At 65.1% G+C, this 26,250-nt stretch carries 27 protein-coding genes; 13 read left to right on the forward strand and 14 right to left on the reverse strand.

From position 1 onward, the window contains the following. Positions 1 to 68: 68 nt before the first annotated feature. From THITHI_RS0109650 to THITHI_RS0109660, 3 genes are all read left to right on the forward strand, one after another. Positions 69 to 896 (forward strand): DUF2189 domain-containing protein, encoded by an 828-nt coding sequence (locus tag THITHI_RS0109650; protein WP_018232885.1) that lies wholly within the window; start codon positions 69 to 71, stop codon positions 894 to 896. A 349-nt stretch (positions 897 to 1,245) separates the two neighbouring features. Then, entirely contained in the window at positions 1,246 to 1,563 is a 318-nt protein-coding gene (locus tag THITHI_RS0109655) for a c-type cytochrome (protein WP_018232886.1), read from the forward strand. A 13-nt stretch (positions 1,564 to 1,576) separates the two neighbouring features. Next, complete coding sequence (locus THITHI_RS0109660) at positions 1,577 to 2,869, forward strand: NAD(P)/FAD-dependent oxidoreductase (protein ID WP_026186229.1); 1,293 nt, start codon at positions 1,577 to 1,579, stop codon at positions 2,867 to 2,869. A 122-nt stretch (positions 2,870 to 2,991) separates the two neighbouring features. Here the strand turns inward: THITHI_RS0109660 and THITHI_RS0109665 are convergent, their stop codons facing one another. Then, complete coding sequence (locus THITHI_RS0109665; protein ID WP_018232888.1) at positions 2,992 to 3,198, reverse strand: YdcH family protein; 207 nt, start codon at positions 3,196 to 3,198, stop codon at positions 2,992 to 2,994. A 271-nt stretch (positions 3,199 to 3,469) separates the two neighbouring features. On the opposite strand from THITHI_RS0109665, the gene THITHI_RS0109670 reads away from it, so the two are divergent. Beyond that, positions 3,470 to 3,943, forward strand: coding sequence for a Fur family transcriptional regulator (locus tag THITHI_RS0109670; RefSeq protein ID WP_018232889.1), 474 nt, complete (start codon positions 3,470 to 3,472; stop codon positions 3,941 to 3,943). Continuing rightward, positions 3,943 to 4,710, forward strand: coding sequence for an alpha/beta hydrolase family protein (locus THITHI_RS0109675; protein WP_018232890.1), 768 nt, complete (start codon positions 3,943 to 3,945; stop codon positions 4,708 to 4,710). Before THITHI_RS0109670 ends, THITHI_RS0109675 begins: the two co-directional genes overlap by 1 nt. Before the next feature lie 72 nt (positions 4,711 to 4,782). Here THITHI_RS0109675 and THITHI_RS0109680 read toward each other — a convergent pair whose 3' ends face one another. Next, the gene (locus THITHI_RS0109680) at positions 4,783 to 5,523 is read right to left on the reverse strand and encodes a ferredoxin--NADP reductase (protein ID WP_018232891.1); all 741 of its coding nucleotides are present in this window, start codon (positions 5,521 to 5,523) and stop codon (positions 4,783 to 4,785) included. 101 nt (positions 5,524 to 5,624) lie between these two features. Then, positions 5,625 to 5,975: a TraR/DksA family transcriptional regulator gene (locus THITHI_RS18810; protein WP_033337159.1), complete on the reverse strand. Its 351-nt coding sequence runs from the start codon at positions 5,973 to 5,975 to the stop codon at positions 5,625 to 5,627. A gap of 217 nt (positions 5,976 to 6,192) precedes the next feature. On the opposite strand from THITHI_RS18810, the gene THITHI_RS0109690 reads away from it, so the two are divergent. Continuing rightward, positions 6,193 to 6,765 carry a thioredoxin family protein gene (locus THITHI_RS0109690; protein ID WP_018232893.1) on the forward strand — a complete coding sequence of 191 codons (573 nt, stop codon included), beginning with the start codon at positions 6,193 to 6,195 and terminating at the stop codon, positions 6,763 to 6,765. A 73-nt stretch (positions 6,766 to 6,838) separates the two neighbouring features. Here the strand turns inward: THITHI_RS0109690 and THITHI_RS0109695 are convergent, their stop codons facing one another. Then, positions 6,839 to 7,765, reverse strand: a complete 927-nt coding sequence (locus tag THITHI_RS0109695) for a histone deacetylase family protein (RefSeq protein ID WP_018232894.1) — start codon at positions 7,763 to 7,765, stop codon at positions 6,839 to 6,841. A gap of 251 nt (positions 7,766 to 8,016) precedes the next feature. On the opposite strand from THITHI_RS0109695, the gene THITHI_RS0109700 reads away from it, so the two are divergent. After that, the gene (locus THITHI_RS0109700; RefSeq protein ID WP_018232895.1) at positions 8,017 to 10,695 is read left to right on the forward strand and encodes a bifunctional acetate--CoA ligase family protein/GNAT family N-acetyltransferase; all 2,679 of its coding nucleotides are present in this window, start codon (positions 8,017 to 8,019) and stop codon (positions 10,693 to 10,695) included. Between the two features lie 359 nt (positions 10,696 to 11,054). Here the strand turns inward: THITHI_RS0109700 and THITHI_RS0109705 are convergent, their stop codons facing one another. The 6 genes from THITHI_RS0109705 to THITHI_RS0109730 all read right to left on the reverse strand — a co-directional run bounded on the left by THITHI_RS0109705 (position 11,055) and on the right by THITHI_RS0109730 (position 17,296). Then, positions 11,055 to 12,095, reverse strand: a complete 1,041-nt coding sequence (locus tag THITHI_RS0109705) for a YhdH/YhfP family quinone oxidoreductase (protein ID WP_018232896.1) — start codon at positions 12,093 to 12,095, stop codon at positions 11,055 to 11,057. 175 nt (positions 12,096 to 12,270) lie between these two features. Next, a complete protein-coding gene (locus THITHI_RS0109710; RefSeq protein WP_026186230.1) occupies positions 12,271 to 13,599 on the reverse strand; it encodes an OmpP1/FadL family transporter in 1,329 nt (442 codons plus the stop codon). A gap of 41 nt (positions 13,600 to 13,640) precedes the next feature. Then, a complete protein-coding gene (locus THITHI_RS0109715; RefSeq protein ID WP_018232898.1) occupies positions 13,641 to 14,024 on the reverse strand; it encodes an acyl-CoA thioesterase in 384 nt (127 codons plus the stop codon). Continuing rightward, a complete protein-coding gene (locus tag THITHI_RS0109720; protein ID WP_018232899.1) occupies positions 14,021 to 15,838 on the reverse strand; it encodes an AMP-dependent synthetase/ligase in 1,818 nt (605 codons plus the stop codon). The genes THITHI_RS0109715 and THITHI_RS0109720 overlap by 4 nt, the downstream gene beginning before the upstream one ends. Before the next feature lie 215 nt (positions 15,839 to 16,053). Next, positions 16,054 to 16,566 (reverse strand): redoxin domain-containing protein, encoded by a 513-nt coding sequence (locus tag THITHI_RS0109725; RefSeq protein ID WP_018232900.1) that lies wholly within the window; start codon positions 16,564 to 16,566, stop codon positions 16,054 to 16,056. A gap of 49 nt (positions 16,567 to 16,615) precedes the next feature. Beyond that, a complete protein-coding gene (locus tag THITHI_RS0109730; RefSeq protein ID WP_018232901.1) occupies positions 16,616 to 17,296 on the reverse strand; it encodes a zinc metallopeptidase in 681 nt (226 codons plus the stop codon). Positions 17,297 to 17,630: 334 nt separating this feature from the next. Here THITHI_RS0109730 and nadA point away from each other — a divergent pair, with 334 nt between their 5' ends. Together nadA and THITHI_RS0109740 are read left to right on the forward strand one after the other, a co-directional pair. Then, entirely contained in the window at positions 17,631 to 18,710 is a 1,080-nt protein-coding gene (nadA, locus tag THITHI_RS18815) for a quinolinate synthase NadA (RefSeq protein ID WP_033336934.1), read from the forward strand. Beyond that, a complete protein-coding gene (locus tag THITHI_RS0109740; RefSeq protein ID WP_232199409.1) occupies positions 18,710 to 19,936 on the forward strand; it encodes a coiled-coil domain-containing protein in 1,227 nt (408 codons plus the stop codon). The genes nadA and THITHI_RS0109740 overlap by 1 nt, the downstream gene beginning before the upstream one ends. Before the next feature lie 111 nt (positions 19,937 to 20,047). Here THITHI_RS0109740 and THITHI_RS0109745 read toward each other — a convergent pair whose 3' ends face one another. Continuing rightward, positions 20,048 to 20,248 carry a hypothetical protein gene (locus THITHI_RS0109745; RefSeq protein WP_018232904.1) on the reverse strand — a complete coding sequence of 67 codons (201 nt, stop codon included), beginning with the start codon at positions 20,246 to 20,248 and terminating at the stop codon, positions 20,048 to 20,050. Between the two features lie 160 nt (positions 20,249 to 20,408). Between THITHI_RS0109745 and lexA the strand changes: the two genes are divergently transcribed. Then, a complete protein-coding gene (gene lexA, locus THITHI_RS0109755; RefSeq protein WP_018232905.1) occupies positions 20,409 to 20,873 on the forward strand; it encodes a transcriptional repressor LexA in 465 nt (154 codons plus the stop codon). 43 nt (positions 20,874 to 20,916) lie between these two features. Continuing rightward, complete coding sequence (locus THITHI_RS0109760) at positions 20,917 to 21,279, forward strand: hypothetical protein (protein ID WP_018232906.1); 363 nt, start codon at positions 20,917 to 20,919, stop codon at positions 21,277 to 21,279. Between the two features lie 70 nt (positions 21,280 to 21,349). Here the strand turns inward: THITHI_RS0109760 and THITHI_RS0109765 are convergent, their stop codons facing one another. Beyond that, positions 21,350 to 22,543 carry a response regulator gene (locus THITHI_RS0109765; protein WP_026186232.1) on the reverse strand — a complete coding sequence of 398 codons (1,194 nt, stop codon included), beginning with the start codon at positions 22,541 to 22,543 and terminating at the stop codon, positions 21,350 to 21,352. 197 nt (positions 22,544 to 22,740) lie between these two features. After that, a complete protein-coding gene (gene typA / locus THITHI_RS0109770) occupies positions 22,741 to 24,558 on the reverse strand; it encodes a translational GTPase TypA (RefSeq protein WP_018232908.1) in 1,818 nt (605 codons plus the stop codon). A gap of 141 nt (positions 24,559 to 24,699) precedes the next feature. Here typA and THITHI_RS0109775 point away from each other — a divergent pair, with 141 nt between their 5' ends. Further along, positions 24,700 to 25,056, forward strand: a complete 357-nt coding sequence (locus THITHI_RS0109775) for a cupin domain-containing protein (protein WP_018232909.1) — start codon at positions 24,700 to 24,702, stop codon at positions 25,054 to 25,056. Positions 25,057 to 25,191: 135 nt separating this feature from the next. On the opposite strand, the gene THITHI_RS0109780 is transcribed toward THITHI_RS0109775, so the two are convergent. Beyond that, the gene (locus THITHI_RS0109780; RefSeq protein WP_018232910.1) at positions 25,192 to 25,734 is read right to left on the reverse strand and encodes a hemerythrin domain-containing protein; all 543 of its coding nucleotides are present in this window, start codon (positions 25,732 to 25,734) and stop codon (positions 25,192 to 25,194) included. Between the two features lie 132 nt (positions 25,735 to 25,866). Here THITHI_RS0109780 and THITHI_RS0109785 point away from each other — a divergent pair, with 132 nt between their 5' ends. Then, entirely contained in the window at positions 25,867 to 26,238 is a 372-nt protein-coding gene (locus THITHI_RS0109785) for a DUF4870 family protein (protein ID WP_018232911.1), read from the forward strand. Positions 26,239 to 26,250 lie beyond the last annotated feature (12 nt).

Raw genomic sequence — 26,250 nt, forward strand, 5'->3', positions numbered from 1 at the left:
AACGCTGATCAAGCACATGCGGGTCGACTGAGATTGCCCGGCAATTCCTCGGCAGACCCGCGAGATAAATGAGAGGATATCGGCAGCACACCCGCATCGAGGAGGCATTCATGGACAAGGTCTTCAATACCTCACCCAACCTTCATATACCCACCCTGTACCGGGTGGAGCCGGACCGGCCCTACCAGTGGCTGGCACGGGGTTGGAAAGACATCAAGCGCACACCGGTGCTGAGTCTCGGGTATGGCCTCTTCTTCACCCTGGTGGGCTATGCCCTGATGCTCGGCGCATGGAACGAGCCCTGGCTGGTACTCATGTTCCTGGCCGGCTTCCTGCTGGTGGGCCCGCTCTCCGCCCTGGGGCTCTACGAGATCAGCCGACGCCAGGAGCGCGGGGAACCGGTCACCCTGAGGGACACCCTCACGTCCTGGCGCCGGAATCCCCTGGGGATCTCCCTGTACACGGTGTTCCTGGGTCTGATCATGATCGCCTGGATTCGTTTCACGAGCCTTATGATCGCCCTGTTCTTCCAGGCGGTCCCGGACAAGCTGCAGGAGAGCTGGCTGGCCCTGTTCACCACCGAGCAGGGCTTCGGCTTCTTCCTGGTATTCAGCGTCAGCGGCGGGCTGGCGGCCCTGGTGGTGTTCATCACCGGCGTCGTTACCCTGCCCATGATGAAGGAACGCCGGCAGGACGTGATCACCTGCGTGGTCACCAGCGTAAGAGTCGTTCAGCATAACCCCGCCCCGATGCTCCTCTGGGCGCTGATGCTGGTCACGCTGATCGGCCTTGGGTTCGCCACCTTCATGCTGGGCCTGATCGTGATCCTGCCCCTGCTGGGCCATGCCACGTGGCACGCCTACCGGGACCTGGTGGACCGGGAGGTCGTCGCCTGACGCGGGCGGCCGTGGCTACCGTTCGAACCCCGGAAGCACGGCGCGGCCAAGGCACCTGCCCGGGGCAGTGCAGGCTTCTCCCCAAAAGCCTGATGACCATCCTCGGCCTTTGGCAACGAACGGAGCGCTGTGCTATACAAGAATGCGACAGTCTTTAATTCCTGAATGCCTGAGGAGCACGGGATCCCGGTCGGAATGGGGAACCGTGCGCCGGCAAGGACCCGGACCGGTGAGCACCGGGTATCCATAACCACAGGCGGGACCCTTCCGCACCCGCCGATCAAAGCAACAACCACCAACGTAAAAACAACAGATCACGAGCGACTGTTCTCGGAGGAGCTTGCACACCATGAAATACACACAACTGGCGGCCGTTGCCCTGACGGCCACACTCGGGGGGCTGATGGTTTCCCAGAGCGCTCTGGCGGAAGTCACCCGCGCGGAGCTCATGGCACAAACCTGCCTGGCCTGCCACGGCTCTGTCGGCACGGGCCCGGACGCCACGATCCCGTCGCTGAACCGCGGCTTTCCCCGCGACCTCATGATCCAGAACATGCGCGCCTTCCGGGACGGTACCCGGGCCGCCACGGTCATGAACCGGCACGCCACCGGCTACACGGACGAGGAAATCCAGCTCCTCGCCGATTATTTCGATGCGCGACGCTGAGGGGGCCACGACCATGACGATTTCACGCAGACATTTCCTCAAGGCCCTCGGCATCGGCGGTGCGGCCTCTGCGCTGGCGGCCTGCGCCCAGATGCCCGGCGAACGCACCAGGGGTGCACACGTGGTGGTGGTGGGCGGCGGTTCCGGCGGCGCCACGGCCGCCAAGTACCTGCGGCGCTTCGATCCGGATCTCCGCGTCACGCTGGTGGAACCCAACGCCACCTATCACACCTGCTATGGAAGCAACTGGGTGCTCGGCGGTGTCCGGCGGATGGACGACATCGTCCAGACCTACGGGACGCTTCGCGATATCCACGGCGTCAACGTGATCCAGGACACGGTGACCGGCATCGACGCCGGTGCACGCAAGGTCACGCTGGCAGGCGGGCAAACCCTCGACTATGACCGGCTGGTGGTATCCCCCGGTATCGACTTCGACTGGGAAGCCGCGGCCCACGGCACGAGTGCCAACACGGTGGAGCAGATCCCCCATGCCTGGAAGGCCGGGCCCCAGACGGCGCTCCTGCGCCGACAGCTGGAGGCCATGCCCGACGGGGGCGTGTTCGTGATGGTGCCGCCGCCCAACCCGTTCCGCTGCCCGCCCGGGCCCTACGAACGGGCAAGCATGGTGGCCCATTACTTCAAGACCCACAAACCGCGCTCCAAGGTGCTGATCCTGGACGTCAAGGAGCGCTTCTCCAAACAGGGCCTGTTCATGGCAGGCTGGAGAGAAAACTACGGAGACATGATCGAATGGGTCTCGGCGAACGACGGGGGTATGGTGCAGTCCATCAACCCGACCCAGAAGATTGCCGTCTCCGACGGCGGGCTGAACCGCTTCAACGCGGACGTGCTCAATTACATCCCACCCCAGAAGGCCGGGCAGATCGCCCACGATGCGGGACTCACCAACGATTCGGGCTGGTGCCCGGTCAACCAGGTGACCTTTGAGTCCTCCATCCATCCGGGCATCCATGTGATCGGCGACGCCAGCATCGCCGGTGCCATGCCCAAGTCCGGGCACTCGGCCAACAGCCAGGGCAAGCTGGTGGCGGCGGCCATCGTCAACACCCTCAAGGGCCGCGACCCGGTGGCACCGTCGATGGTGAATACCTGCTACAGCCTGGTCACCCCGGACTGGGGCATCAGCGTGGCGGCGGTGTACCGCTTCGATGACGGTTCCATCAAGGGCGTGGAAGGCGCAGGCGGGGTCAGTCCCGCCGACGCGGACCGCAATTTCCGTATGCTGGAGGCCAACTACACCCGCGGCTGGTACGACAGCATCACCACCGACATCTGGGGTTGACGCTGCCCTGACAGCAAGGCAAGCAAAAACGGCGGCGCGAAAGCGCCGCCGTTTTCTTGTTCACGGGCCAGGATCATCATGACCGGATTGCCCGCCGCTTTCTGGCCCTTTAGCCAACGCCTTCATGCATTCAGATCGGGGATCAGCCGGCTCTCCAGCCGCGCAATCAGGTCCTTGATCTGCAGCTTTCGCTTCTTCAGGCGGCCCATCTGAAGCTGATCCACGAACGGACCCTCCGCCATGCGCGCGATGGCCTCGTCGAGATCCCGGTGCTCCAGTCTGAGTTCGGCCAGGCGCAACCGGATGGCGTCGGTGTCGATCTCGTCCACACATGCGTCCTGCTGGAAATGAATCTCCTATCATCACAAATCACCCGCAAGGACACCAGAAAAAGTCTTTGGAAGCATAACCGGCACGAACTGGCGGGATATTCGCACACGCGGCCGCGGACCGCGGGCACGGCCATCCCATGGGCGTTATTGTATAATCCGGTCAGGGCCTGCCGGGCGCAGGGGTACCGGTGCGCCTGCGTCGCCCGGGCACCTGGGCGAGGCACGGGCAGTTTGACATATCAGCCAGCACCCGGTAGAGAAGAACCCGATGACAGCCAACCACAACCAAGCCAGTTGCATCAGCGAAGCCCTTGAACGGGCCGACCAGCTCTGCGCCGAACGCTCGGTGCGCCTCACACCCCTGCGGCGGCGTGTACTGGAGCAGATCTGGCAGAGTCACGAGGCGATCAAGGCCTACGACCTCATCGGAAGGCTGAGTTCCGCGGATCATACGGTCAAGCCGCCCACCGTATACCGGGCCCTGGACTTTCTGCTCGAGCAGGGCCTGATCCATCGCATCGAAAGCCTCAATGGCTTCGTGGGTTGCGACCGCCCCCACAAGGTACACGAGTCCCACCTGCTCATCTGCCGCCGCTGCGGCCGGGTGAGCGAATGCGGTGACGACGGCGTGAAACGCGCCCTGAACCGCGAGGCGGAACGCCAGGGGTTTCTTGCCGAAGAACACATCGTCGAGATCCGCGGCCTGTGTTCCCGCTGCCGGAGCACGCACGCACCGGTCTGATGCCCACCGAATCGGTGTCCTTCGAGAACCGCCGGGGACAACGGCTGGCGGGCCGCCTGGAACGGCCCCCGGGACCGGTACGCGCCTGGGCCATTTACGCACATTGTTTCACCTGCTCCAAGGACAGCCTCGCTGCGGTACACATCAGCCGCGCACTGTCGGCACGGGGGTGGGGTGTGCTCCGTTTCGACTTCACGGGCGTGGGAGACAGTGAGGGGAAATTCGAGGAGAGTCACTTCAGCGCAAATGTCTCCGACATCGTCAGTGCCGCGCACTGGCTGGATGAACGGAACCGCGCGCCCGCGCTGCTGATCGGTCACAGCCTGGGCGGAGCGGCGGCCCTGGCGGCGGCCGGCGACATCCCGTCGGTGCGTGCCGCGGTGACCATCGCCGCGCCCAGCGTACCCGCCCACGTGCGGCACGCCTTTTCGCAGCACCTCGACCGCATCCGCGACCATGGCGCGGCGGAGGTGGAGATCGGCCGCACCGGCACCTACCGGATCACGCGGGAGTTCCTGAACGACATGGAAGCCGCGACCCTGGATGACAGGGTGCGCACGCTACGCTGTGCGCTCCTGATCATGCACGCGCCGGAGGATACCGTGGTGGAGGCGGACCATGCTTCGAATCTCTTTCGCATCGCCCCTCATTCCAAGAGCTTCGTGTCCCTGGATGGCATGGATCATCTGATCACGGACGCCGCCGATGCGCGGTACGTGGCGAACGTGATCGACGCGTGGTCTTCGAGGTATGTAGGAGGACACTAGAGACAAGATACAAGAGGCAAGAAAATCGGTCTTCTTGTATCTTGCCTCTTGTATCTTGTCTCTAGTGCCCTCCTACCAATAATGCTCCGTCGTGATATGCCCCGGGGAGCGGCGGCGGTTCTTTCGCAGGCCCTTCGCCTTGAGCACCTCCGTGGCGTCGCGCACCATGTCCGGGTTGCCGCACAGCATCACCTGCGCGGCATCGTGGCTCAGCGGGAGATCCACGCGGCGCTCCAGCGCGCCGCTTTCCATGGCGGCGGGCACCCGCCCCGTCAGGGCCTGCGGATGCGCCTCCCGACTGACGAACGGCACAAAACTGAACTGCGCCCCGTGTTCGCGGAATCCCTCGATCACGTCCCCATAGGTCAGTTCCTCCGCGGTGCGCACCGCGTGAACCAGCACCACCCGCTCAAAGCGCTTCCAGGGCGTCTCGGTGCGCAGCATGGAGAGATACGGACCAATCGCCGTGCCCGTCGCGATCAGCCACAGCACATCGGCATCCGGCAGCTCCGAGAGGGTAAAGAATCCCTGCGGCCTGGACATGAGCTGGACGGTGTCGCCCGGCTCCAGGGCGGCCAGCCGGTTGCTCAGGGGGCCGTCGGGTACCGTGTTGAAGTAGAAGTCCAGCGGTGTCTGCGAGGGCGGATTGACGTAGGAGTACGGCCGGCCCACCCGTTCTCCGTCGATGTCCAGCGCCAGGCGATTGAACTGGCCGGGCTCGAAGGGATCCACCGGCGCGTCCACCCGCAGGGAGTGGAGCCGTTCGGTCCAGCGCTTGCGTTCCACCACCTCACCCTGCAGCCAACCTGCCATGCGGCCCTCCCGGACAACATTCTGGAATTTCCCGTTGATTCAACGTTGGCGCCGGAACGACCGGTTTCAACCCGGGGGAAACTGCTGGATTGACCGAAATTTCAGCCGCGCGTCGCCTCGTGGCGGGACGCGCAGTCCGCGCACATGCGGGCATGGGGCAATGCCCTGAGCCTGGCCGGGGCAATGGGCTCCCCGCAGGATTCACACACGCCGAAACGACCCTCATCCATGCGTTTCAGGGCGTCGCGCACCCGGGCCAACTCCCGGCGCGCCTCGTTGCCCAGAGCGTCCACCACCTCCTCGTTTTCCCGCTGCACCGCCTGCTCGGCGAAATCCTGGTCCAGCGGCTCGCCTTCATGGCGCACGTTGCGCTCCACCCGCTCGAGACGGGCCTGGAGATCTTCCCGCAACTGCTCCAGTTGTGCGCGCAGATCCTCATGGAGGTCGCTCATGATGTCCTCTTGTCCGACTGAATCAGTCTCCAGCATGGGCCAGCCACATCACATGTCAAGTCATGCTGTCAGTTGTCAGTTGTCAGTTGTCAGTTGTCAGTTGTCAGTTGTCAGTTGTCAGTTGTCAGTTGTCAGGATTGTGGCCGGGCCGGGGTGGGGCGTCCTGTTATAATGATTGATTCCTAATCGCATATCCGGATTCCCAAGGAGCCGAACCATGGTACGCACCCCCTCCGTCATGCTGGAACTGGGCACGCCGGCCCCCGATTTCCGCCTGCCCGATCCGAGCACCGGCAAGACAGTCTCCCTGGACGACTTCCCTGATGCCAGGGGCTATGTGATCGCCTTCATCTGCAATCATTGTCCCTTCGTTCAGTTGATTCGCCACGAGTTCGCCCGCTTCGGGCGTGAATACACGGACAAGGGCCTGGCGGTGATCGCCATCAATTCAAATGACGTGGAGAATTTTCCGCTGGACAGCCCGGAGCACATGAAGGATGAAACCCGCCGGTTCGGTTACACCTTCCCGTACCTGTTCGACGAGGATCAGTCCGTGGCCAGGGCCTATCAGGCGGCCTGCACACCGGACTTCTTCATGTTCGACGCCGACCGAAAGCTGGTCTATCGCGGGCAATTCGACGCGGCGCGTCCGGGCAGTGACCTCGCGGTCACCGGCAAGGATCTGCGCGCCGCCGCCGACGCCCTGCTGGCGGGAAGCCCCATCCCCGAGGACCAGAAGCCCAGCATCGGCTGCAACATCAAGTGGAAGCCGGGGAACGAACCCTCATGAGGTGGGAAGTGTGAATTGGGAATTGGGAAGTGAAAGGCCTTTACTTCGCATTTCCCAATTCACACTTCGCAATTCACAAGAGCGCTTTGAGGTGCGCCACCACGCTGCGACCGAGGGCGGACAGGGCATAGCCTCCCTCCAGGGTCGACACGACGCGTCCTTCGGCGTGGCGCCCGGCGAGCGCCCTGAGTTCCCGCGTCACCCACTCGTAGTCGGCCTCCACCAGACCCAGGCCGGCCATATCGTCCTCCAGGTGCCCGTCAAATCCCGCGGAGATCAGCAGCAGCTGCGGGCGAAACGCATCAAGCGCCGGCAGCCACTGCTCGCGCACCGCTGCCCGGAACCCCTCGCCGCGAGTGCCCGCAGGGAGGGGCACATTCACCCGGGGTGCGCCATCCCTCGCCTCGGCACCCTCGTGCGGATAGAAGGGATGCTGAAAGGTGGAACAGAACATTACGCGCGGCTCATGCAGGAAAATGTCATCGGTACCGTTCCCGTGGTGCACATCGAAATCCACGATGGCGACCCGCTCGAGACCATGGGCGTGGAGCCCATGGGCGGCACCGACAGCGATATTGTTGTACAGGCAAAAACCCATCGCCCGGTCGCGGGTGGCATGGTGGCCGGGCGGGCGTACTGCACAGAAGGCGGCCGAGCCCGGCTCGGACATTACCAGATCCACGCCCATCACCACGGCACCGGCGGCGCGGCCTGCCGCCTCCAGGCTGTGTGCCGACATGAAGGTGTCCCCCCCGTCCACGCACACGGCCCCCTCTCCGGCCGGCACTTCACGCGACAGTTCATCCAGGTAGGCCGCCGAATGGACCCGCAGCAGCTGTTCCCGTGTCGCCCGTGGCGCCTCCCGGTGATGCACCCAGGAATCCACGCCCGACGTAATGAGCTGATCGTTGATGGCCGACAGGCGCTTGGGGCGTTCCGGATGATGAGCCGGCGTGAGGTGTTGCAGACAGTCGGGATGGGAGATGAAGTACAGGGCCATGGCACACCACGCAGCAAAAGCCGATCACCGGCGGGTTCAGGATCCGGATCCGTGTCTCCGCGCGGCCACAAGCGGGCGTCAATCCCTGCGCCACCGCTTCCGGAACCGTCCGGGGCGGGGCTGAACGCCTACCGCCTCACACCTGACCCTTCACGAAAGCCACCAGCTTACACATTGGGTGCCCGGGTACGCCATTGATCCGTGCCTGCCGGCGTGGAACACTGAAACCTGTCGCCGTACCGGAACCCCCCATGGGCCCCCATTACCTCCATCGCATCCTGTCCGCACGCGGCATCGCGATCATCGGTGCCAGCGAGCGCCCGGAGTCTGTCGGCGCCCGGGTCATGGAGAACTTGCGCGCCATGGGGTACAAGGGCGCGCTGCATCCGGTCAATCCGCGCCATCGCAGGATCATGGGCCACAAGTGCCATCCGGACGTGAAGGGCATCGACCGACCTCCCGAACTGGCGGTGATCGCCACCCCCGCAGCCACGGTACCCGAGATTGTGCGCCAGTGCGGTGAAGCGGGGGTGCTCGGGGTGATCGTGATGTCGGCAGGCTTCGCGGAAGCGGGCGACGACGGCGTGCGCCTGCAGGAAGCGATGATGGAGGCGGCGCGCGAGTCGGGGGTGCGCATCATCGGTCCCAACTGCCTGGGCGTCATCCGCCCGAGCCAGCGGATCAACGCCACGTTCAGCCGGAACACCGCCCTGCCCGGCCACTTGGCCCTGGTGTCCCAGTCAGGCGCGATCTGCACCGCTATCCTCGACTGGGCGGAAGCCCAGCACATCGGATTCTCCCTGGTGGCCTCGCTCGGGGACGCCGCGGACGTGGATTTCGGTGATGTGCTGGACTACCTGGCCCTGGACCCGGAGACGCGCAGCATCCTGCTCTACGTGGAGGGCATCCGCCATGCCCGGCGCTTCATGAGCGGCCTGCGCACGGCGGCGCGCATGAAGCCGGTGATCGTCATCAAGGCAGGCCGCCGCGGGGAAGGTTCACGTGCGGCCATGTCCCATACCGGCGCGCTGGTGGGGGCCGACGACGTGTTTGACGCGGCCCTGGAACGGGCCGGCGCGGTGCGCGCCGACACCGTGCAGCAACTGTTCTCGGCCGCGCGCATGCTCTCCACGGGCATGCGGGTACGCGGCAACCGGCTGGCCATTGTCACCAACGCAGGCGGACCCGGCGTGATGGCCACTGACCGGGCCGTGGAACTGGACGTGGCCATCACGGAACTGTCGCCGGACACCCTGAAGCTCCTCGATGCCGCGCTGCCCGGACACTGGTCCCACGGCAATCCGGTGGACGTGCTGGGTGACGCGGATGCGGCACGCTACGAAACGGCCATCAGCACCTGCCTGCAGGATCCGCAGGTGGACGGTGTCCTGACCATGCTGACACCCCAGGCCATGACCGACCCGGACGCCGTGGCCGACGTGGTGATCGGCGCAAGCCGGGGGGTACGCAAACCACTGCTGGCATGCTGGATGGGCGAGCATCACGTGAACGCGGCACGGGCACACTTCAGCGAGGCCATGCTCCCCCATTTCGCCACGCCGGAGGCCTCGGTGGAAGCCTTCGCCTTTCTGGCCGCCCATCAGCGCAACCAGCGCCTGCTGCTGCAGGTGCCCGGTCCCCTGAGCGATCGCAGCGAGGCCGACGTGGACGGCGCACGCATGATCATCGAGGGCGCATTGTCGGAGGGCCGACACATCCTCGGGAGCCTGGAGGCCAAGGCGGTCCTGTCGGCATTCCGGATCCCCGTCACCCAGACATTGCAGGCTCACACCGCGGGCGAGGCCCTGGTGGCCGCCAGTACCCTGGGCTACCCGCTGGCCATGAAGATCGCCTCCCCGGACATCACCCACAAATCCGATGTGGGCGGCGTGCGTCTCAACATCACCGGCGGGGAGGCGGTGCGCAAGCACTTTGCGGACATGACACAGGCGGCGCGGGAGGCCCGGCCGGACGCCCGTATCGACGGCGTGACCCTGGAGCGCATGTACCGGGGCAATTACGGGCGGGAACTGATGGTCGGGGTGCTGCGCGATCCGGTGTTCGGCCCGGTGATCAGCTTCGGCTCCGGCGGCACCTCGGTGGAGGTGCTTCAGGACCGGGCCGTGGCACTGCCACCGCTCAACGAAACGATCATTCGCGGCATGATCGGCCGTACCCGTGTGGCGCGTCTGCTGGAGCGGTTCCGGCACATGCCGCCCGTGGACGCGGCGGCACTGGAGCAGGTGCTGCTGCGCATCTCGGAACTGGTGTGCGAACTGCCCCATGTAACCGAACTGGACATCAACCCCCTGATCGTGGACGAACACGGCCTTGCCGCAGTGGATGCCCGAATCGGTGTCGACTTCCCGTCCGCCTCGGCCGCGCCCTACGCGCACATGGCCATCCACCCCTATCCGGCCTACCTGGTGAGTCAATGGCAACTGTCCGACGGCACACCCCTGACCATCCGGCCGATCCGCCCGGAGGACGCACAGATCGAACAGGCCTTCGTGCGCGGTCTGTCCGAGCAGTCCCGCTACTTTCGTTTCATGCAGGCGGTCCATGAACTGACCCCGCAGATGCTGGTGCGCTTCACGCAGATCGACTACGACCGGGAGATGGCGTTGATCGCCGTGGTCGATCACGACGGCAGCGAACTGCAGGTGGCGGTCGCCCGCTACACGGCCTACCCGGATCAGCGCAGTTGCGAGTTCGCGCTGGTGGTGGCGGATCAGTGGCAGCGCCGCGGTATCGGTTCACATCTGATGCAGGCGCTGATGCAGGTGGCCAAGAGCAAGGGCATCGCCCTGATGGAAGGGGAAGTGATCGCCGGCAACACCAACATGCTGACGCTCATGAAACACCTGGGCTTCAGCAGCCGTGCGCAGCCGGGTGACGAAGGGGTCGTATGGGTCGGCAAACAGTTGTGAGTTGTGATGATGATCCCCGCGGGTCCCGCGGCGGCGGAGCCGCTTTCCCGCGTGCCATCGCAGGTGGAAACACGGTTCCCCGGTAAACGGCGGGCGACGGTGTGATTGGGCGCACATTTCCCCTGTCCCCCGATGCCCACAATTCACTGCATGGCCGGAACACGGGCGCTCGGGAGCAGTCAGCCCCGTCGCCAGGCGGGGACGAAACCGGCCCGCCGCTCACCCCGCCGACCAGGGCGGCACGCTGCCGGCAAGGGACTTCCGGTACCGATCCTCCGCCTACCTCCTCCCAGGAGTTCGGGGGCGGCCGCAGGGCCGCCCCTTTTTTCGTTGTCAGTTGTCAGGAGCGAAATCGGGCGCTATGGCTTGTCAACGGTTTCCTGAGACTGGCCACGGACAACCGACCACGGACTCACCAGTATCCGTCCATGGGTGCGGCCCGCGAGCATGCGGGCGCTGACATCCACCAGTTCATCCAGACCAACGGTTCCCGTATGCACGGAGGCCAGATCCCGGGGCATCAGGTCCGAGGCGAGCCGCCCCCACAGTTCCCGCCGCCACGGCATGGGGCAGCGGGCGGAGGTCAGACCCAGCAGACTCACGCCGCGCAGGATGAAGGGCATCACAGTGGTGTGAAGCTCCGCACCACCCGCGAGACCGATGGACACCACGTTGCCCCAGGGACGAATGCTGCGCACCACCGAGGAAAGCAGATCACCGCCCACCAGATCCACGGCGCCCGCCCAGCGGGCCTTTTCAAGCGGTCGCCTGCCCCATGTCACAGCGGCGCGATCCAGCACCTCGGACGCCCCGAGGGACTTGAGCCAGTCGGACAGGGCGGGCTTTCCGCTCAGCGCGATGACCTCGAATCCACGGGCCGCGAGCATGTTGATCACCAGGCACCCCACACCGCCGGAGGCACCGGTGACCAGAATCGGTCCCGCCGAGGGCTCCTGCAGATTGAGTTCCAGTCGACTGATCGCCATGGCGGCGGTGAAACCGGCAGTGCCCAGCAGCATGGCCTTCCGTGCGTCCAGGCCCTCGGGCATCGCCACCACCCAGTCGGCAGGCACCCGGATGCGGCCGGCAAATCCCCCGTGGTGGAATTCCCCCAGACCGCACCCCGTGACGATGACTTCCGTGCCGACACTGAACTCCGGCGCGACGGAGTGCATCACGCGCCCGGCGGCGTCAATGCCGCCCACCAGGGGTGAGTGGCGCAGGATCCGCCCGCCACCGGTCACTGCCAGCGCATCCTTGTAGTTGAGGCTCGACCAGGCCACCTCGATCTCCACATCGCCTTCCATGAGATCCGCGGAGGTGAGCGTCACGACCTGCGCGCGGTCGGCCCCGGCGACCTCCTCGCGAATCATCAGTGCGGGAAACGACTGATCAGCCATACCTGGACACCGCCTTCCTTCCGGGGAAAACGTTCGCAGAAACCCCAAGGATATACCGAAAGGGCGCCGCGTGACGCCCGGGCGTGCAGAAACGCGAAGAAAAACGCTGAAATTCAGTAAGATATGAAGACTGCCCACCGGGCTCAGGGCGTGCCATGAGCCCGGTGGGCGCCCGTCAGAACCGGTAACGCAGGGCGGCGGCCAGGATGTGTACGCTGCCCGTGGTCGTGCCCTCCAGTTCCACCGCGGAGGCGACCGGCGTGCCCGCGTAGAACGTGCGGGTAAGGTCCAGGGACTCACTGCCCACGTGGAAGTAGGTGTAGGCGAATTCGAAACCCAGGCGGGGGCCCCGTTCATAGCTGGCGCCTGCCGACAGCCAGGTGCGGTCGCCGTCCGGCGTGCGGGTGTTGCGAAATCCGTCCCGGGTGGGGGTGCGGTCGTACTGGATCCCGCCGCGCAGGGTCCATCGGTCATTCAGCAGGTACTCGGCCCCCAGGGCCAGGGCCCAGCTGTTGCGGTAGTTCTGCTGAACCGGATCCGGGTCCGGGCCCGCATCCAGCTTCACGGCAATCTCGTCGAAGTTCGACCAGTTGAACCATGTGTACTGGGCAAGCCCCGTCCAGCGTTCCGAGAAGCGGTGACTGAGCCCCAGGAAGACCATGTCCGGCAGTTTCAGGTCGGCCTGGCCGCGATCGCTCTCCGAGGCCCCGCCCAGGCCCACGGGCATACGGGTGGTGGCGGTACCCTTGAGGGTGTGGGTGATGCCCTGGCGGTAATGCAGGCCCAGACGGGTGGCCTCGTCCAGATCCACCAGCACGCCCACGTTGAAGCCGTAGTCCCAGCTGTCGCCCGCCAGGGCAAACTCGCCATCGGTCGCCGGGGTGGGCCCGCCGGGCACGGTGGGATCGGGCAGGGCGTTCCTGAGCGTGGCATCCGCGTACTGGACATTGATCCCGCCGCCCACCGAAACCCGGTCGTTGATCTGTACGGCCAGGCTCGGCTGCAGATCGACCACCCGAAGCGAACTCCGGGATGAGTCGTAGCGGGCGAAGAAGTCGTCATCGTAACCGTTGGCCAGCCCGAAGGGGGTGGTCAGGCCGAACCCGTACCAGGCTCGCTCGTTGATCGGGCGGGCATAGTACAGATTGGGCACCGGGGTCGGATCATAGGGATTGCCGCCGCCACCGCCCTCGTAGGGAAGCGGATTGCCCAGCGTACCCGGCGTGGCGGCCGTGGAACCCGTATCCCGGACCGTGGACCTGGGCATCAGCAGGATTGCCGCCGCCTGGAACTCGGGCGCCTCCAGGCGGGTCATCCCCGCCGGGTTGAAGAAGAGTGTGCTGGCATCGGCGGCGAGGGCCGCCTCGCCGGCGAAGGCCCGGCCCAGTCCGCTGACACTCTGTGCATGTATATAGAAACCGGCCGCCAGGGCAAGGCCGGGCGCCGCGCCCAGGGTCAGGCCCGCCACCCAGGCCAGGCCAGGCCTCGTCAATCGATACGTCATTGGTGCTCTCCCCCAGCTCGAGTATCTTGTTGTCGTGTGGTTCAGGTGTCCCTGGGCAAGGGCCGCGGACGGCCCTCTTCGTCCACGGCCACATAGACCAGACGGGCGTCGGCCACGGTCAGGGTCTCCGGATCGGCCGGGTTGCGGTCAACGCGCACTTCCACATCCACGGTCATGGAGGTGCGGCCCGTGCGGATCACGTCGGCGAACACGCTCACCATGTCACCGCGCTGCACGGGCCTGCGGAAATGCATCCGCTCCACGGCCACGGTCACCACCCGCCCCCGGGCGCGCAGCACCGCCGGAATGCTGCCGGCTATGTCCACCTGGGACATGACCCAGCCGCCGAACACGTCGCCCCCCGAATTGGTGGGCGCAGCGGCGGCGGGCATGCGGATACGGGGTTCGCGGGACGTTCCGTTCATTCCGAATAGCCCTCGTAGAGCGCCTCGATCCGGTCGCTGTATCGGTCAAGAATGCGCGCACGCTTCATCTTGAGCGTCGGCGTGAGCATACCGTCCTCCACTGTCCAGGGCTCCAGCACCGGGATCAGGCGGCGCACCTGGGCAAAACCGGTGAACTCCCGCAACTGGCGGGAGATACGCGACCGGAGCGTCTTCTCGACGAAGCGACTGTTCAGATCTTCCTCGCTGTCCGGATCCACGTCCAGTTCCCTTGCCAGGGTGTTCCATTCGTCGGGATTGAGCACAACCAACGCTGCCAGATGCGGCCGCCCCTCGCCGAATACAATGACCTGGTCGAACAGAGGGTCCAGGGTGATGGCCATTTCCATGTCCGCGGGCGGCACCTTTTCCCCGTTGCCCAGAACAATGATCTCCTTGATCCGGCCTGTGATATAGAGATGGCCGGTCTCGTCCATGCGCGCCTTGTCGCCGCTGTGAAGCCAGCCGTCCGCGTCGATGGTCGCCCGGGTGGCCTCCTCATTATTCCAGTAACCCAGCATCACCGAGGGACTGCGTGTCAACAACTCGTCCTTCTCGCCGATCCTGACCTCCACACCGGGCAGGGGCTTGCCGATACTTTCGGGTACGTTGTCGTCCGGCCGATTGACGCTCACCACCGGGCTCGACTCGGTCATACCGTAGCCGTGAAACACCGGCAGGCCCAGCCCGATGAAGAACCGTGCGATCGGCGGCGGCAGAGGTGCACCGCCGCACACCGCGTAGCGCAGGCGCCCGCCGAGGCGCGCCAGCACCTTGCCGGCAACCAGGCGCTCCAGCACAGGCCACAGCAGCAGCCTTGGGCTCCAGCCCGCGCGGCCCTGCTGATGCCCGAACCGCCGCCAGCCCACGTCCACGGTCAACTGAAACAGCTTGCGGGCCAGGGGCGACTTCTCCTTGAGACCGGCCTTGATGCGGCCGTAGACCCGCTCATAGATGCGCGGCACGGAGATCAATACCGTGGGCCGTATGGTGGCCAGATCTTCGGCCAGGGTCTGGATGGACCTGGCATAGGCCACCCGGGCACCCAGCATCATGGGCATGTAGTAGCCGGCGGTACGCTCCAGGGTATGCGACAGGGGCAGAAAAGAGAGGAACAGGTCGCTGTCGTTGATGTCGGCGCATCGGCTGGAGGCGTGGGCATTGAACAGGATGTTGCGGTGACTGAGCATCACACCCTTGGGCTTTCCCGTGGTGCCCGAGGTATAGACGATGGTGGCGAGATCGTCAGGCGCCGCCTCGTGGGTCTGCAGTTCACCCTTCAGGCCGAACAACCAGTCGGACAGGGAGCACAGGCGGTCGTCGTCCGGCTTCTGGTCCGGCTCTATGGTGTTGACCGAGACGATGGACCCGAGTCCCTCCAGTTTATCCCTCACCTCCAGAAGCTTCTTCCATTGAAGCCGCCCTTCCACCACCAGCAGCTTCACACCGGCCTCGCGCACGATGTAGGCGATGTTATCGGCGCGGTCGTCCGTATACAGGGGCACGGTGATCAACCGCAGCCCGGCGCAGGCCTGATCGAAGACGACCCACTCCCGGCAGTTGCGCAGAATGATCCCCACCCGGTCGCCGGGTTCCAGACCTTCCCTGACAAGGGCCTGCTGCCAGCGGCCCACCTCCGTGGCCACATCGTGCCAGGTGCTGTCGACCCAGGCCTTCCTTGCCATGTCGTACTGGCGATAGGCGACCGCGTCGGGCGAACGCCGCACGCGCTCCAGGAACAGGCCGGCCAGAGAACCGGCCTCCAGGGGTGTGATCACGTCAGCAGCATCGTTCATGGGAACTCCCGCGCGCCATCGCCACGCAGCGATTGTGTTGTCACTGCCAGAGACGTCGCCGCTCGCCCGTGCATCGCATTCAGGGGCCCGCGGCATCGGCATGCGCGGCCCGCGGGACGCATCCCAATACTCCCCGAAGAAGCCGGCCACTGACAACCTCGGGCGCAGGTGCACCGGTTTCCCGAACCTGACTCCGGGGCACGCTCCCGGCCTGCTCAGAACACCCGTGCCAGCCACAGCCGCGTGCGCAGACCCCAGCCGGTGGTGAAACCGGTTTCCCGAAAGCGGATCTCGCCGTTGGCATCCACCACGAAGCTTGACGGCACCCCGCGCACCCCGTAGCGGGACGCCAGCGCCCCGTCCGGATCCAGGATCACCGTGTGGGTCAGGTCATTGGCCGCCATGTGGGCGGCCACTTCGGCGGCGGTGCCCGATTGTGTCGCCACGGTGATCACCGGCCAATCCCTGCTCAGGGACTCGATGGAACCCTGCTCCATCCGGCAGATCCGGCACCAGGTGGCCCAGAAGTGCACCAGCACCGCCTGGCCCCGGTAATCCGCCAGGGTCACGGGCTCGCCGGTGAGGTCCAGCCCCGCCAGCGCCGGCGCCTCGCCGGAGATCATGTCCCGCTGCACCCAGGCCTTGATGACGAGAAACAGCACCACGAAGAACAGGATCTCCAGCCCCCAGACCAGCCAGCGGCGCCGTTTGCCGTGCGTACTGTTCATGTCGGATTCCCGAAAACACCGGCCATGCCTCTGCGACGATGCCTCACCGTCAGCGCCGCAGGATGGCCAGCCAGCGCCACAGGTTGAGCATGCTGGAAAGCGACGCTGCCACGTAGGTGAAGGCACAGGCCGTGAGGATATGACGCGCCGGGGACAGGTCCCGTCTGGGCAGGTAACCGCTGGCCAGGATGGGCATGGCGCGCCGGTAGCTGGCGTCCAGTTCCACCGGAAGCGTGACAAGGTGCACCAGCGCCGCGGCGCCGAAGCTCATCAAGCCCCCCAGCAGCATGATCAGCCCGCCCACCGGAGCCCGCGTGGCCAGAAGCAGCATCGGCGCGAACATCATCAGGCCCACGCCAAGTTTCTCCGCGCTGTTCGCCACGGACACCAGCCGGGTGCGCCAGGCCAGCGGCGCATAGCCCTTGTGATCCTGAATGGCGTGCCCGACCTCATGGGCCGCCACGGTCACGGCGGTCAGCGAACGTCCGTCCATGTGCTCCGGAGACAGACGTACGGCCTTGGCTGCGGGATCGTAGTGATCGCCGCCGTCGGCAGCCTCCACCCGCACATGGCCCATGCCGAAACGGTCCAGCAGGTGGCGGGCGAACTCCCCGCCCGTTCCGGGGTAATCCTTGCGCTCGCCGCGGTGGCGGCGCAACACCGCGTTCGCCCACCAGGACGGCAGGAACAGGACCAGCAGCACGGCAATGATGAGCACGACAAAGATCATGAGGCAAAAATGCGAACTGGATTCAATTATGGAGATTCCCCGGGGCGGGGGAAGTTCGCCATGCTACAACATTAAAGACCCATGGAGTCCGGCAAGAGCCGGGAAGCCGGGGGGCTTTGCTCCCTGCTTCCGGGAAAGTTACGCATGCCTACGCATCCGTCAAAGTGCCCGTTGCCGGTATCCGGTCGGGGCGCGCGGCCGCTGAAGTCTGGCGGGTGGGGCCGCGGGGACAATCCCATGCGTCCGGCACGGGCAAGGATGCCAAGCGGCCTGTTCAGGGGATAGAATGACACCTGGATTGTCAAAGTAACATATGAGCACGAGTACAGCCCCCATGAACGCCATGTCCGCACAACCCCTCCGGGCGTTCGATGTCCCGGAAACCGCCAGGATCACCGCCCTCGTACCCCATTACACGGGCGAGGAACTGGAGGCGGTCCGCGAGCGCATCAAGCAGCTGCTCCGCCAACAGGACGCGGTGCTCGTCGCCCACTACTACGTGGACGAGGAGCTCCAGCGGCTGGCCGAGGAGACCGGCGGCTGCGTATCCGACTCCCTGGACATGGCGCGTTTTGGCCACGAGCATCCGGCTTCCACCCTGATGGTGGCGGGCGTGCGTTTCATGGGCGAAACCGCAAAGATCCTGAGCCCGGAAAAACGCGTCCTCATGCCGACTCTGGAAGCGGAGTGCTCCCTGGACCTGGGCTGCCCGGCCGACGAATTCAACGCCTTCTGCGACCGGTATCCGGACCGCACCGTGGTGGTCTATTCCAACACCTCTGTGGGTGTGAAGGCGCGGGCCGACTACGTGGTGACCTCCAGTATCGCCCTCAAGCTCGCCGAACACCTCAAGACCCGGGGCGAGAAGATTCTCTGGGCGCCGGACAAGCACCTGGGCGACTATATCCGCCGCCGGACCGGCGCCGACATGGTGCTCTGGGACGGCTCCTGCGTGGTGCATGACGAGTTCAAGGCCGATGCCCTGCGCGAACTCAAGACCGAGCATCCCGAGGCCGCCGTGCTGGTGCACCCGGAATCCCCGGCGGGCGTGATCGACCTGGCCGACGTGGTGGGCTCCACGACACAGCTGGTCAAGGCGGCCGCCTCGCTGCCCAACAGGACCCTGATCGTGGCCACCGACTCCGGCATCTTCTACAAGATGCAGCAGGGCGCGCCGGACAAGACGCTGATCAAGGCGCCGACAGGGGGCCACAGCGCCACCTGCCACAGCTGCGCCCACTGCCCGTGGATGGCCATGAACGGCCTGCACAACCTGCTCTCGACACTTGAATCCGGGGACAACGAGATCCATCTGGACGAGACGCTGCGTGTCAAGGCGCTGCGTTCCACCCAGCGCATGCTGGAGTTTGCGCGCAGCCTGGATGCGCCCGTCATGGGGCAAGGGGACGCCTAGTGCAACCGCCAGGCGATGCCCCGGACGACAGGCAGGCGCTCATGAGCGCATCCTCGCGGCGTCGTCCGCCCATCCCCATGTCGGTGTTCCGCAAGATGGTGAATTCGCTGTCACCGGAAGAACTGTCCCGGCTGCCGCCGGAGAAGCTGCCCGACAATATCCCGCCCGACATCATCGAACACGCCCCCCTGTATTCAAGAAATGCCGTGGAAGGCCTGATCCTGGCCGCCAATGCGCATCATCTTCAGCAGCGCATCCGCATTCAGGAGGATCACGGCGAAGAGGTGCTCAGCGCGCTGGACCGGGCCAAACGCACCGGCGACAGGGCCAACGTGAAGATCTTCCGCCAGAAACTGGAAGACATCGAGAAGCTCCTTGCTCAATGGCGCACCGACGGCCAGCCCGACTCGCTGACGGTGCTCACCAACAAGGTGAGAACCCTGAACGGCCTCCTGATGGACGTACGCACCGAGGCGGCGGAGACCGCAGAATCAGCACGGCTGCTGCGCGAGGAGAACGCCTCGGATGAACTCATGGATGCCTTTATCGAGGCCAACGCACGACTCCATGGGCACGCTGAGGACATCGAGCATCTGCTGGCCCGATACTATATGGTGCGCATCGCCGTCACCCAGCACGAAATGCAGACCAAGGCCCGCCAGGTCGGCATGCTCGATCAGGAGGCGCGCATCCTGGCGGAACAGATCGAGGGTCTGCGTCAGGAACTGGAGCAGTCACAGGCCATCTGGCGGCGTGCCGTGAGCCGGGGCAAATCCAACCAGGAGGGAGAGCAACTCCAGCAGCGCATCTCCGAGCTGGTGGCCGAGCAACGCGCCCGGGAGGTGGCCATCTCGGAAAGCGATCTGACCTTGTGGCTGGACGCCATCGTGGATGCTAGCCTCCACCCGTTCACCCGCAACAAGGTCCCGAAGAACATCAGCGAAGCGCGCATGGCGCTCTACACCCTGCTCAACCGCTACTGCCAGCAGCAGGAGCAGTCCGCCATGCAGATTGCGCGCAACCCCTTCCTGCAGGTGGACCCGGCCCAGGCCATTCGCTTCATGCTCATGTCCGAAGAATTCATCCTCAACTACTTCGCCCACAAGCGCAATCAGACCACCGCGTGGATCAGCGACGTCGCACAGGTGAAGAAGGAAGACCTCGACAGCCTGGAACGTGACATCCTCGTCGAGCTGAAACGCTCCAGCAGGTTCCGGCGGAAATGAGGAGAATTCGGGATTCAAGATTCAAGATTCAAAGGTAAGGGCGGCGGCGATGTTCAGCATCGCAAAAGATCCGCGTCCTTGAATCTTGAATCTTGAATCTTGAATTCTCCTTCAACGGTCCGCCAGCCACGCCGCCCACTGGCTGTGGGTGGACACATCCACTCCGTCCCGGGTGGCGCGTTCCTGCAGAAAGCGCTGCAAGTCGTCAAGAAGCTCGCTGTCCATGAGTTCCGGCTCGCCCGGAAGGCTGGCGTGCAGGGCACGATAGACCAGCTTCAGTTCGTTGATGGGATACTCCTTGAGTGTGCGCATCGGTCATGCTCCTGAAGAAGGTGGGCGACATTATGGACGCCGGGCGCGGCGGCGACAAAAGACCGGACTGGAACCCGGATTCCTCGTGATCCACTGTAAATATCAACAGGCGTGCTATCCTCATCCCCACAAGTACGCCACAGACCTCAGGAGTCCATCCATGCCCGGCATTGACCTGCTGATTCCGAAACCGTCACGCCCCGTGTGGCCCGAGGGGCTGAGCCGCCAGGAGATGGATGCCGCCGAGACGCGCCGGATCCCTCTCCTCGGCTGGGTGGCCGCCGGCCTGCCCGTGGACCTGTGCAATGACAACGAGCGGGTCACGGTACCCGCCCATATGGTGCGCCGGAACACCTATGCCCTGCGCGTTCGCGGGCATTCCATGATCGAAGACAACATCCAGGATGGAGACATCATCGTGGTGGAGCGCCGACAGAGCGCCGAGAACGGACAGACGGTGGTCGCCATGATCAACGGCGAACAGGTCACCCTGAAGAGGTTCTACGTGGAACGCGAAGGCATTCGCCTGCAACCAGCCAACCCGGAGATGGAACCCATCATACTCAGGAACGAGGAGATCGAGATTCTGGGTATCGTGACCGGTGTGATCCGTGAGATGGGGTAAGGATCGGAGACCAGGGCAAGGGTGAGGATAGGGGGAACAGACGATGTACAAGCGGCCTGCGCACGTCCTGTTTCTTGCCGGATCCGGTGACCGGCGCGTCGAGACGGCGACAAGGCTGACGGCCGATATCGGGGCCGGATGGATGGAAGCACGCGGCGCGTCCGTCCAGGACGTCGGTTTGGACGCCCTTCACTGGGCCGATCTGGTCATCCCGCTCGATGCCGACAGCCGGCGGCGATGCCCTGCTCTGCCCGCCACGGCACGCCTGAAGGTCTGGGATCTGCCCGATCTCCCGGGCGAGGAAGGCGAGGCAATCATCCGTGAACGCGTTCACGCCATGCTGGGAGGCCTGCGCATGCTTTCCAGGCTGGACACACGGCGCGATGGACAGGACTCACGGGCCTGAAGGGATTGACCCGGATATTTCATCAAGGCGTCTGGAGATCCCGTGAATCCCGTCCATTATGGAGACCGGCTCACAGCCGCTGCACCTGGTGCTTGAGCTGCAGCAGACTGCCATCCATGCCCAGTCGCAACTGGCGATTGGCATGCACCAGCAGGGGCAGGACCTTGCTCACCAGGGGTTTGAGCTGTTCGTTCACCAGGTCCGTGTCTCCGGCCCGCAGCAGCACCAGGGCCTCCTCCAGTGAAAGCTGCTCACGGCGGCCTTCGGGAGCCGCCCGGGACGCCGCAGGAGGGCCTTCGTCAAAGACCACCCGGTTGCCGCCGGAAGCCAGGGCCTGGGCCAGCCGGCCTTCGGCCAGCTTGAGCACGTCCTCGAACTGCAGGTGCTCATACAGGGCAGGAGTGACCAGCCCGGCACTTACGGTCATGCGGAAACGCGTATTGCCCAGGCGATAACCGGATTTTTCGTTGAGGGAGTGGATCTTGCCGGCCACCTGCCGGGCGATCTCCTCTCCGGCACCGGGCATCAGGACCGCAAACTTGGCGAGCCCCAGACGGGCCACCGTGTCCTCCTCGCGCACGCAGCCGGAGATGATACTGGCCACGTTCACCAGGATCTTTTCCGCCACCTGGCGCCCGCGTTTCTGAAACAGGTCTTCGTACTGGTCCACATCGATACGCAATACGGACAGCTCCTTGCCCTGACGCACGGCGAAGGACAGCAGCGTGGGTCCGTGTTCGCGAAAATAATTGAGATTGGCCAGCCCGGTCAGCGGGTCGATCGTGGTGTGCTGTTCCAGTGCCCGGGTGGCCTGATGCAGGCGCCGCTGGGTATGCTCGAAACGGGCATGAGCCTTGGCGCGGGCGCGAAGCTCCAGTGAGTCGAAGGGTTTGGTGACGAAGTCCGTGGCCCCCATGGACATGGCCTGGCGGCGCATCTTCTCGTCATCCTCGTGGCCGGTGATGATAATGACCGGCAGGCCGCTGATCCTTTCATGAATGGATTCGCGGATCTGACGCAGCAGCATGAAACCGTTCATCCGCGGCATGATCAGGTCGGTAAATACCACCTGGATGCTGGGATCGTCCCGGATCTGCTCCCAACCCGTGTCACCGTCGTCCGCCTCCAGCACCTGGAAATCGCTGCTGAGGAGCCGGCGAATGGCCTTGCGCATGGTGGGGGAGTCCTCCACCACCAGGATGCGGGGCCGTTCGATGGTGTAGTTCTCCGCGCCCCCGGGGCGCTCGCCAATGGACCCTGGCATGGCCTCTCCCTCCACCATTTTTCAAAAGGTTAGCACCAAGACGGCCGGATGTAATGAGGCGTGGGACACACTTGCCCGCCTTTGGCGGGAAGGTTGAAGGTTGAAGGTTGAAGGATGAATGGTCCCCCGGAGCGGGGGGATGGGCTCTTATTCCACCTTCATCCTTCATCCTTCATCCTTCATCCTTCGCGCAGCGACTAGCTTGCCGCGCGCGAGGCCCGCTTGCGTTCATGTTCGAGCAGCAGTTTTTTGCGAATACGGATGGACCCGGGGGTCACCTCCACCAGTTCATCATCCTCGATGAACTCCAGCGCCTGCTCGAGGGTCATGCGCACAGGCGGGGTGAGGATGATGTTCTCATCGGTCCCCGCGGCGCGGATGTTGGTGAGCTGCTTGGCCTTGAGCGGGTTCACCACCAGATCGTTGTCGCGACTGTGGAGGCCGATGATCATGCCTTCGTATACCTCCTCGCCGTGGCCGATGAACAGCCGGCCGCGTTCCTGGAGGTTGAACAGGGCATAGCCCAGTGCCTTGCCGGCGCCGTTGGCGATGAGCACGCCGTTGTTGCGCGCCCCCACCCCGCCCGGGCGGTACTCACCGTAGCTGTCGAACACATGGTGCAGGATGCCGGTGCCGGAAGTGGCGGTGAGAAACTCGGTCTGCAGGCCGATCAGGCCGCGCGAGGGGACCCTGTAGTCCAGGCGCACGCGTCCCTTGCCGTCGGGGATCATGTCCAGCAGTTCGCCGCGGCGGCTGCCCAGCTTTTCCATGATGGCACCCTGATGCTGCTCCTCCACGTCCACGGTCACCATCTCGTAGGGCTCTTCCTTGATCCCGTCACGCTCACGCACGATGACCTCGGGCCGGGACACCCCCAGCTCGAAGCCCTCCCGGCGCATGTTTTCGATGAGGATGGACAGGTGCAGCTCGCCACGCCCGGAGACGCGGAACCTGTCCGGATCATCGGTCTCCTCCACCCGCAGGGCCACATTGTGCTTGAGTTCCTCGAACAGCCGCTCCCGGATGTTTCGGGAGGTAACGTACTTGCCATCCCTGCCGGCGAACGGCGAGGTGTTGACCTGGAAGGTCATGCTCACCGTGGGCTCGTCGACGGTGAGCGCCTTGAGCGCCTCCACCGATGCCGGATCGCACAGCGTGTCGGAGATATAGAGCTCGTCCATGCCGGAGAACGCGATGATGTCGCCGGCCCGCGCCTCGGACACCTCGACGCGCTCCAGCCCGTTGAAGCCCAGGATCTGCAGGATGCGTCCGGAACGCACGTTGCCCTCCCGGTCCACGGCCTTCACCGGGGTGTTGGTCCTGACCCTGCCCCTGCTGATGCGGCCGATGCCGATCAGCCCCTGGAAGCTGTTGTAGTCCAGGGACGAGACCTGCATCTGGAAGGGGCCTTCCGCATCCACCTCGGGCGGGCTGACCTTGTCGACGATGGTCTGGAACAGGGGCGTCATATCGCCTTCGGTCACGTCCTTGGCGAGGCCGGCGTAGCCCTTGAGCGCCGAGCAGTACACCACGGGGAAATCCAGCTGCTCCTCCGTGGCGCCCAGACGGTCGAACAGGTCGAAGACCTGGTCCACCACCCAGTCGGGGCGGGCGCCCGGACGGTCGATCTTGTTCACCACCACGATGGGCTTGAAGCCCATGGCGAAGGCCTTGGCGGTGACGAACCGCGTCTGAGGCATGGGCCCGTCCACCGCGTCCACCAGCAGAAGGACCGAATCCACCATGGACAGCACGCGTTCCACCTCGCCGCCGAAATCCGCATGTCCGGGCGTATCCACGATGTTGATGTGGTATCCGTTCCAGTTCAGCGCCGTGTTCTTCGCCAGGATGGTGATTCCGCGCTCCTGTTCCAGGTCACCGGAATCCATCATCCGCTCGGTCAGGTGGGCGCGCTCCCCGAAGGTGCCGGACTGTTGCAGCAACTTGTCCACGAGCGTGGTCTTGCCATGGTCCACATGGGCGATGATGGCGATATTGCGAAGCTTGTCGGTCATACTGGGGCAGGCCCTGCCTGGGCGGGTGACGGGAAAAAGGTGCAAAATTATACCCGAGTCCCGAGAGGAAAGACGGAATTCTTTTAATCCCGTTGATTCTGCCGGAGGATAAACGCCCCCGGGGCCGATCAGGAGCATTCAATGAAGTCCCAGTACCAGGATATCCAGGTCTACGAGACCAGAGACGGCTCGATGATCCGGGAGCTGATGCACCCGGATCAGCACGGCAACCGGGCCCAGAGCCTGGCGGAGGCCGTTGTGGCGCCCGGGCAGGAGACCTGCCTCCATCGCCACGGCCGCACCGAGGAGATCTACCACATCACCCGTGGCGAGGGCCTGATGCGCCTGGGCAGTGAGCGATTTCCCGTCGCCGTGGGCGACACCGTGTGCATCGCCCCCGGCACCCCCCACAACATCCGCAACACCGGCGCCGGCCCCCTGCACATCCTGTGCGCCTGTTCACCGGCCTACAGCCACGAGGACACGGAACTCCTCTGAAGGGTGCCTTGTTCGACAAGGGCTTGCCGGACGAGCCGAATGCACGTCCTTGTGTCCCGGAGATCGGGGGGCGGCTACATCGAGACCTGTCTGTCCTGTCCGTCCGTTAACCCGCGCGGCTGCCGCGGGACGGAGTCAGCCGGGGGCGACGTCCACCCCCCGACGGGCGGCCATGGCCCGGCCCAGGGCCTCCAGTTCGCCCGGCGTCAGCACCCGGGCGGCCAGCGGCAGGATGCGTTCCTCCTCCAGCGCCAGATGGGCCCGGGTCGCGGCGATCCACCCGGCGGCATCGCCGATCGCGTCCGCACGACCGCCGGCGACCTCTTCCAGGCTCGCGCGCAGTGCCTGCCAGCCCTGTTCCAGCAGGGGGTGTTCCGCGGCAAGGCGGGCGATCAGATCCGGCACGCCCTCATCCCAGCCGGCGCGACCCTCGGCCGCCGCCAGGAGCGGAAAGAAATCCCTGTCCTCGTCCGCGTGATGATGGGGCGCCGCCCGGTCGAAGTACTCAAGGATCCGCCGTGCCGCCAACTGCGCCTGCGCATCCGGGCCGTGACGGCGCAGATGGGGCGGCAGTCGTTCCAGGGTATCCAGCCGCTCGATGATGCGTCCGTGACAGGCGCCCAGCAGGCCCAGGGGGTCATCGAAGCCGGGGGCGGGCGCTTTCAGAAATGCGGACATGTTTCACCTCACTGGATCTGCCGGACGCCGGGTGTCCATGCGCAGGCGCCGGCCATGCCCGGGCGCCGCTACGTTGATACACTGACCGGGTCGCAGCCGACACCTTGATCCGGATATTTCACCAGGACAACCATGAACGAACTACGGGAACCACCGACGCAGGACACCCGCCCCGCGAATCTCAAGAGCGGGCCGGCCATGATCGTCTACGTCCTGTATCTGATCGGCTTCCTGGTGGGCCTGACGGCCCTGGCGGGCGTGATCATCGCGCACTTGAAATTCGGCGAGGCGGATCCAGCAAGCCGCAGTCACCATCAGTACCAGATCCGCACCTTCTGGTTCGGCCTGTTGATGGTGGTGGTCGGCATGCTGCTGTCGGTGACCGGCATCGGCTACCTGATCCTGCTGTGGTGGTTCGTGTGGACCCTGGTGCGTTGCATCAAGGGCATCCTGCGCCTGCTGGACGAGAGGCCCATGGAACACCCGGGGACGCTGCTCTGGTGACCTGAGCCCTGA

The organism is Thioalkalivibrio thiocyanodenitrificans ARhD 1, assembly GCF_000378965.1.
Lineage (GTDB): Bacteria > Pseudomonadota > Gammaproteobacteria > Ectothiorhodospirales > Ectothiorhodospiraceae > Thioalkalivibrio_A > Thioalkalivibrio_A thiocyanodenitrificans.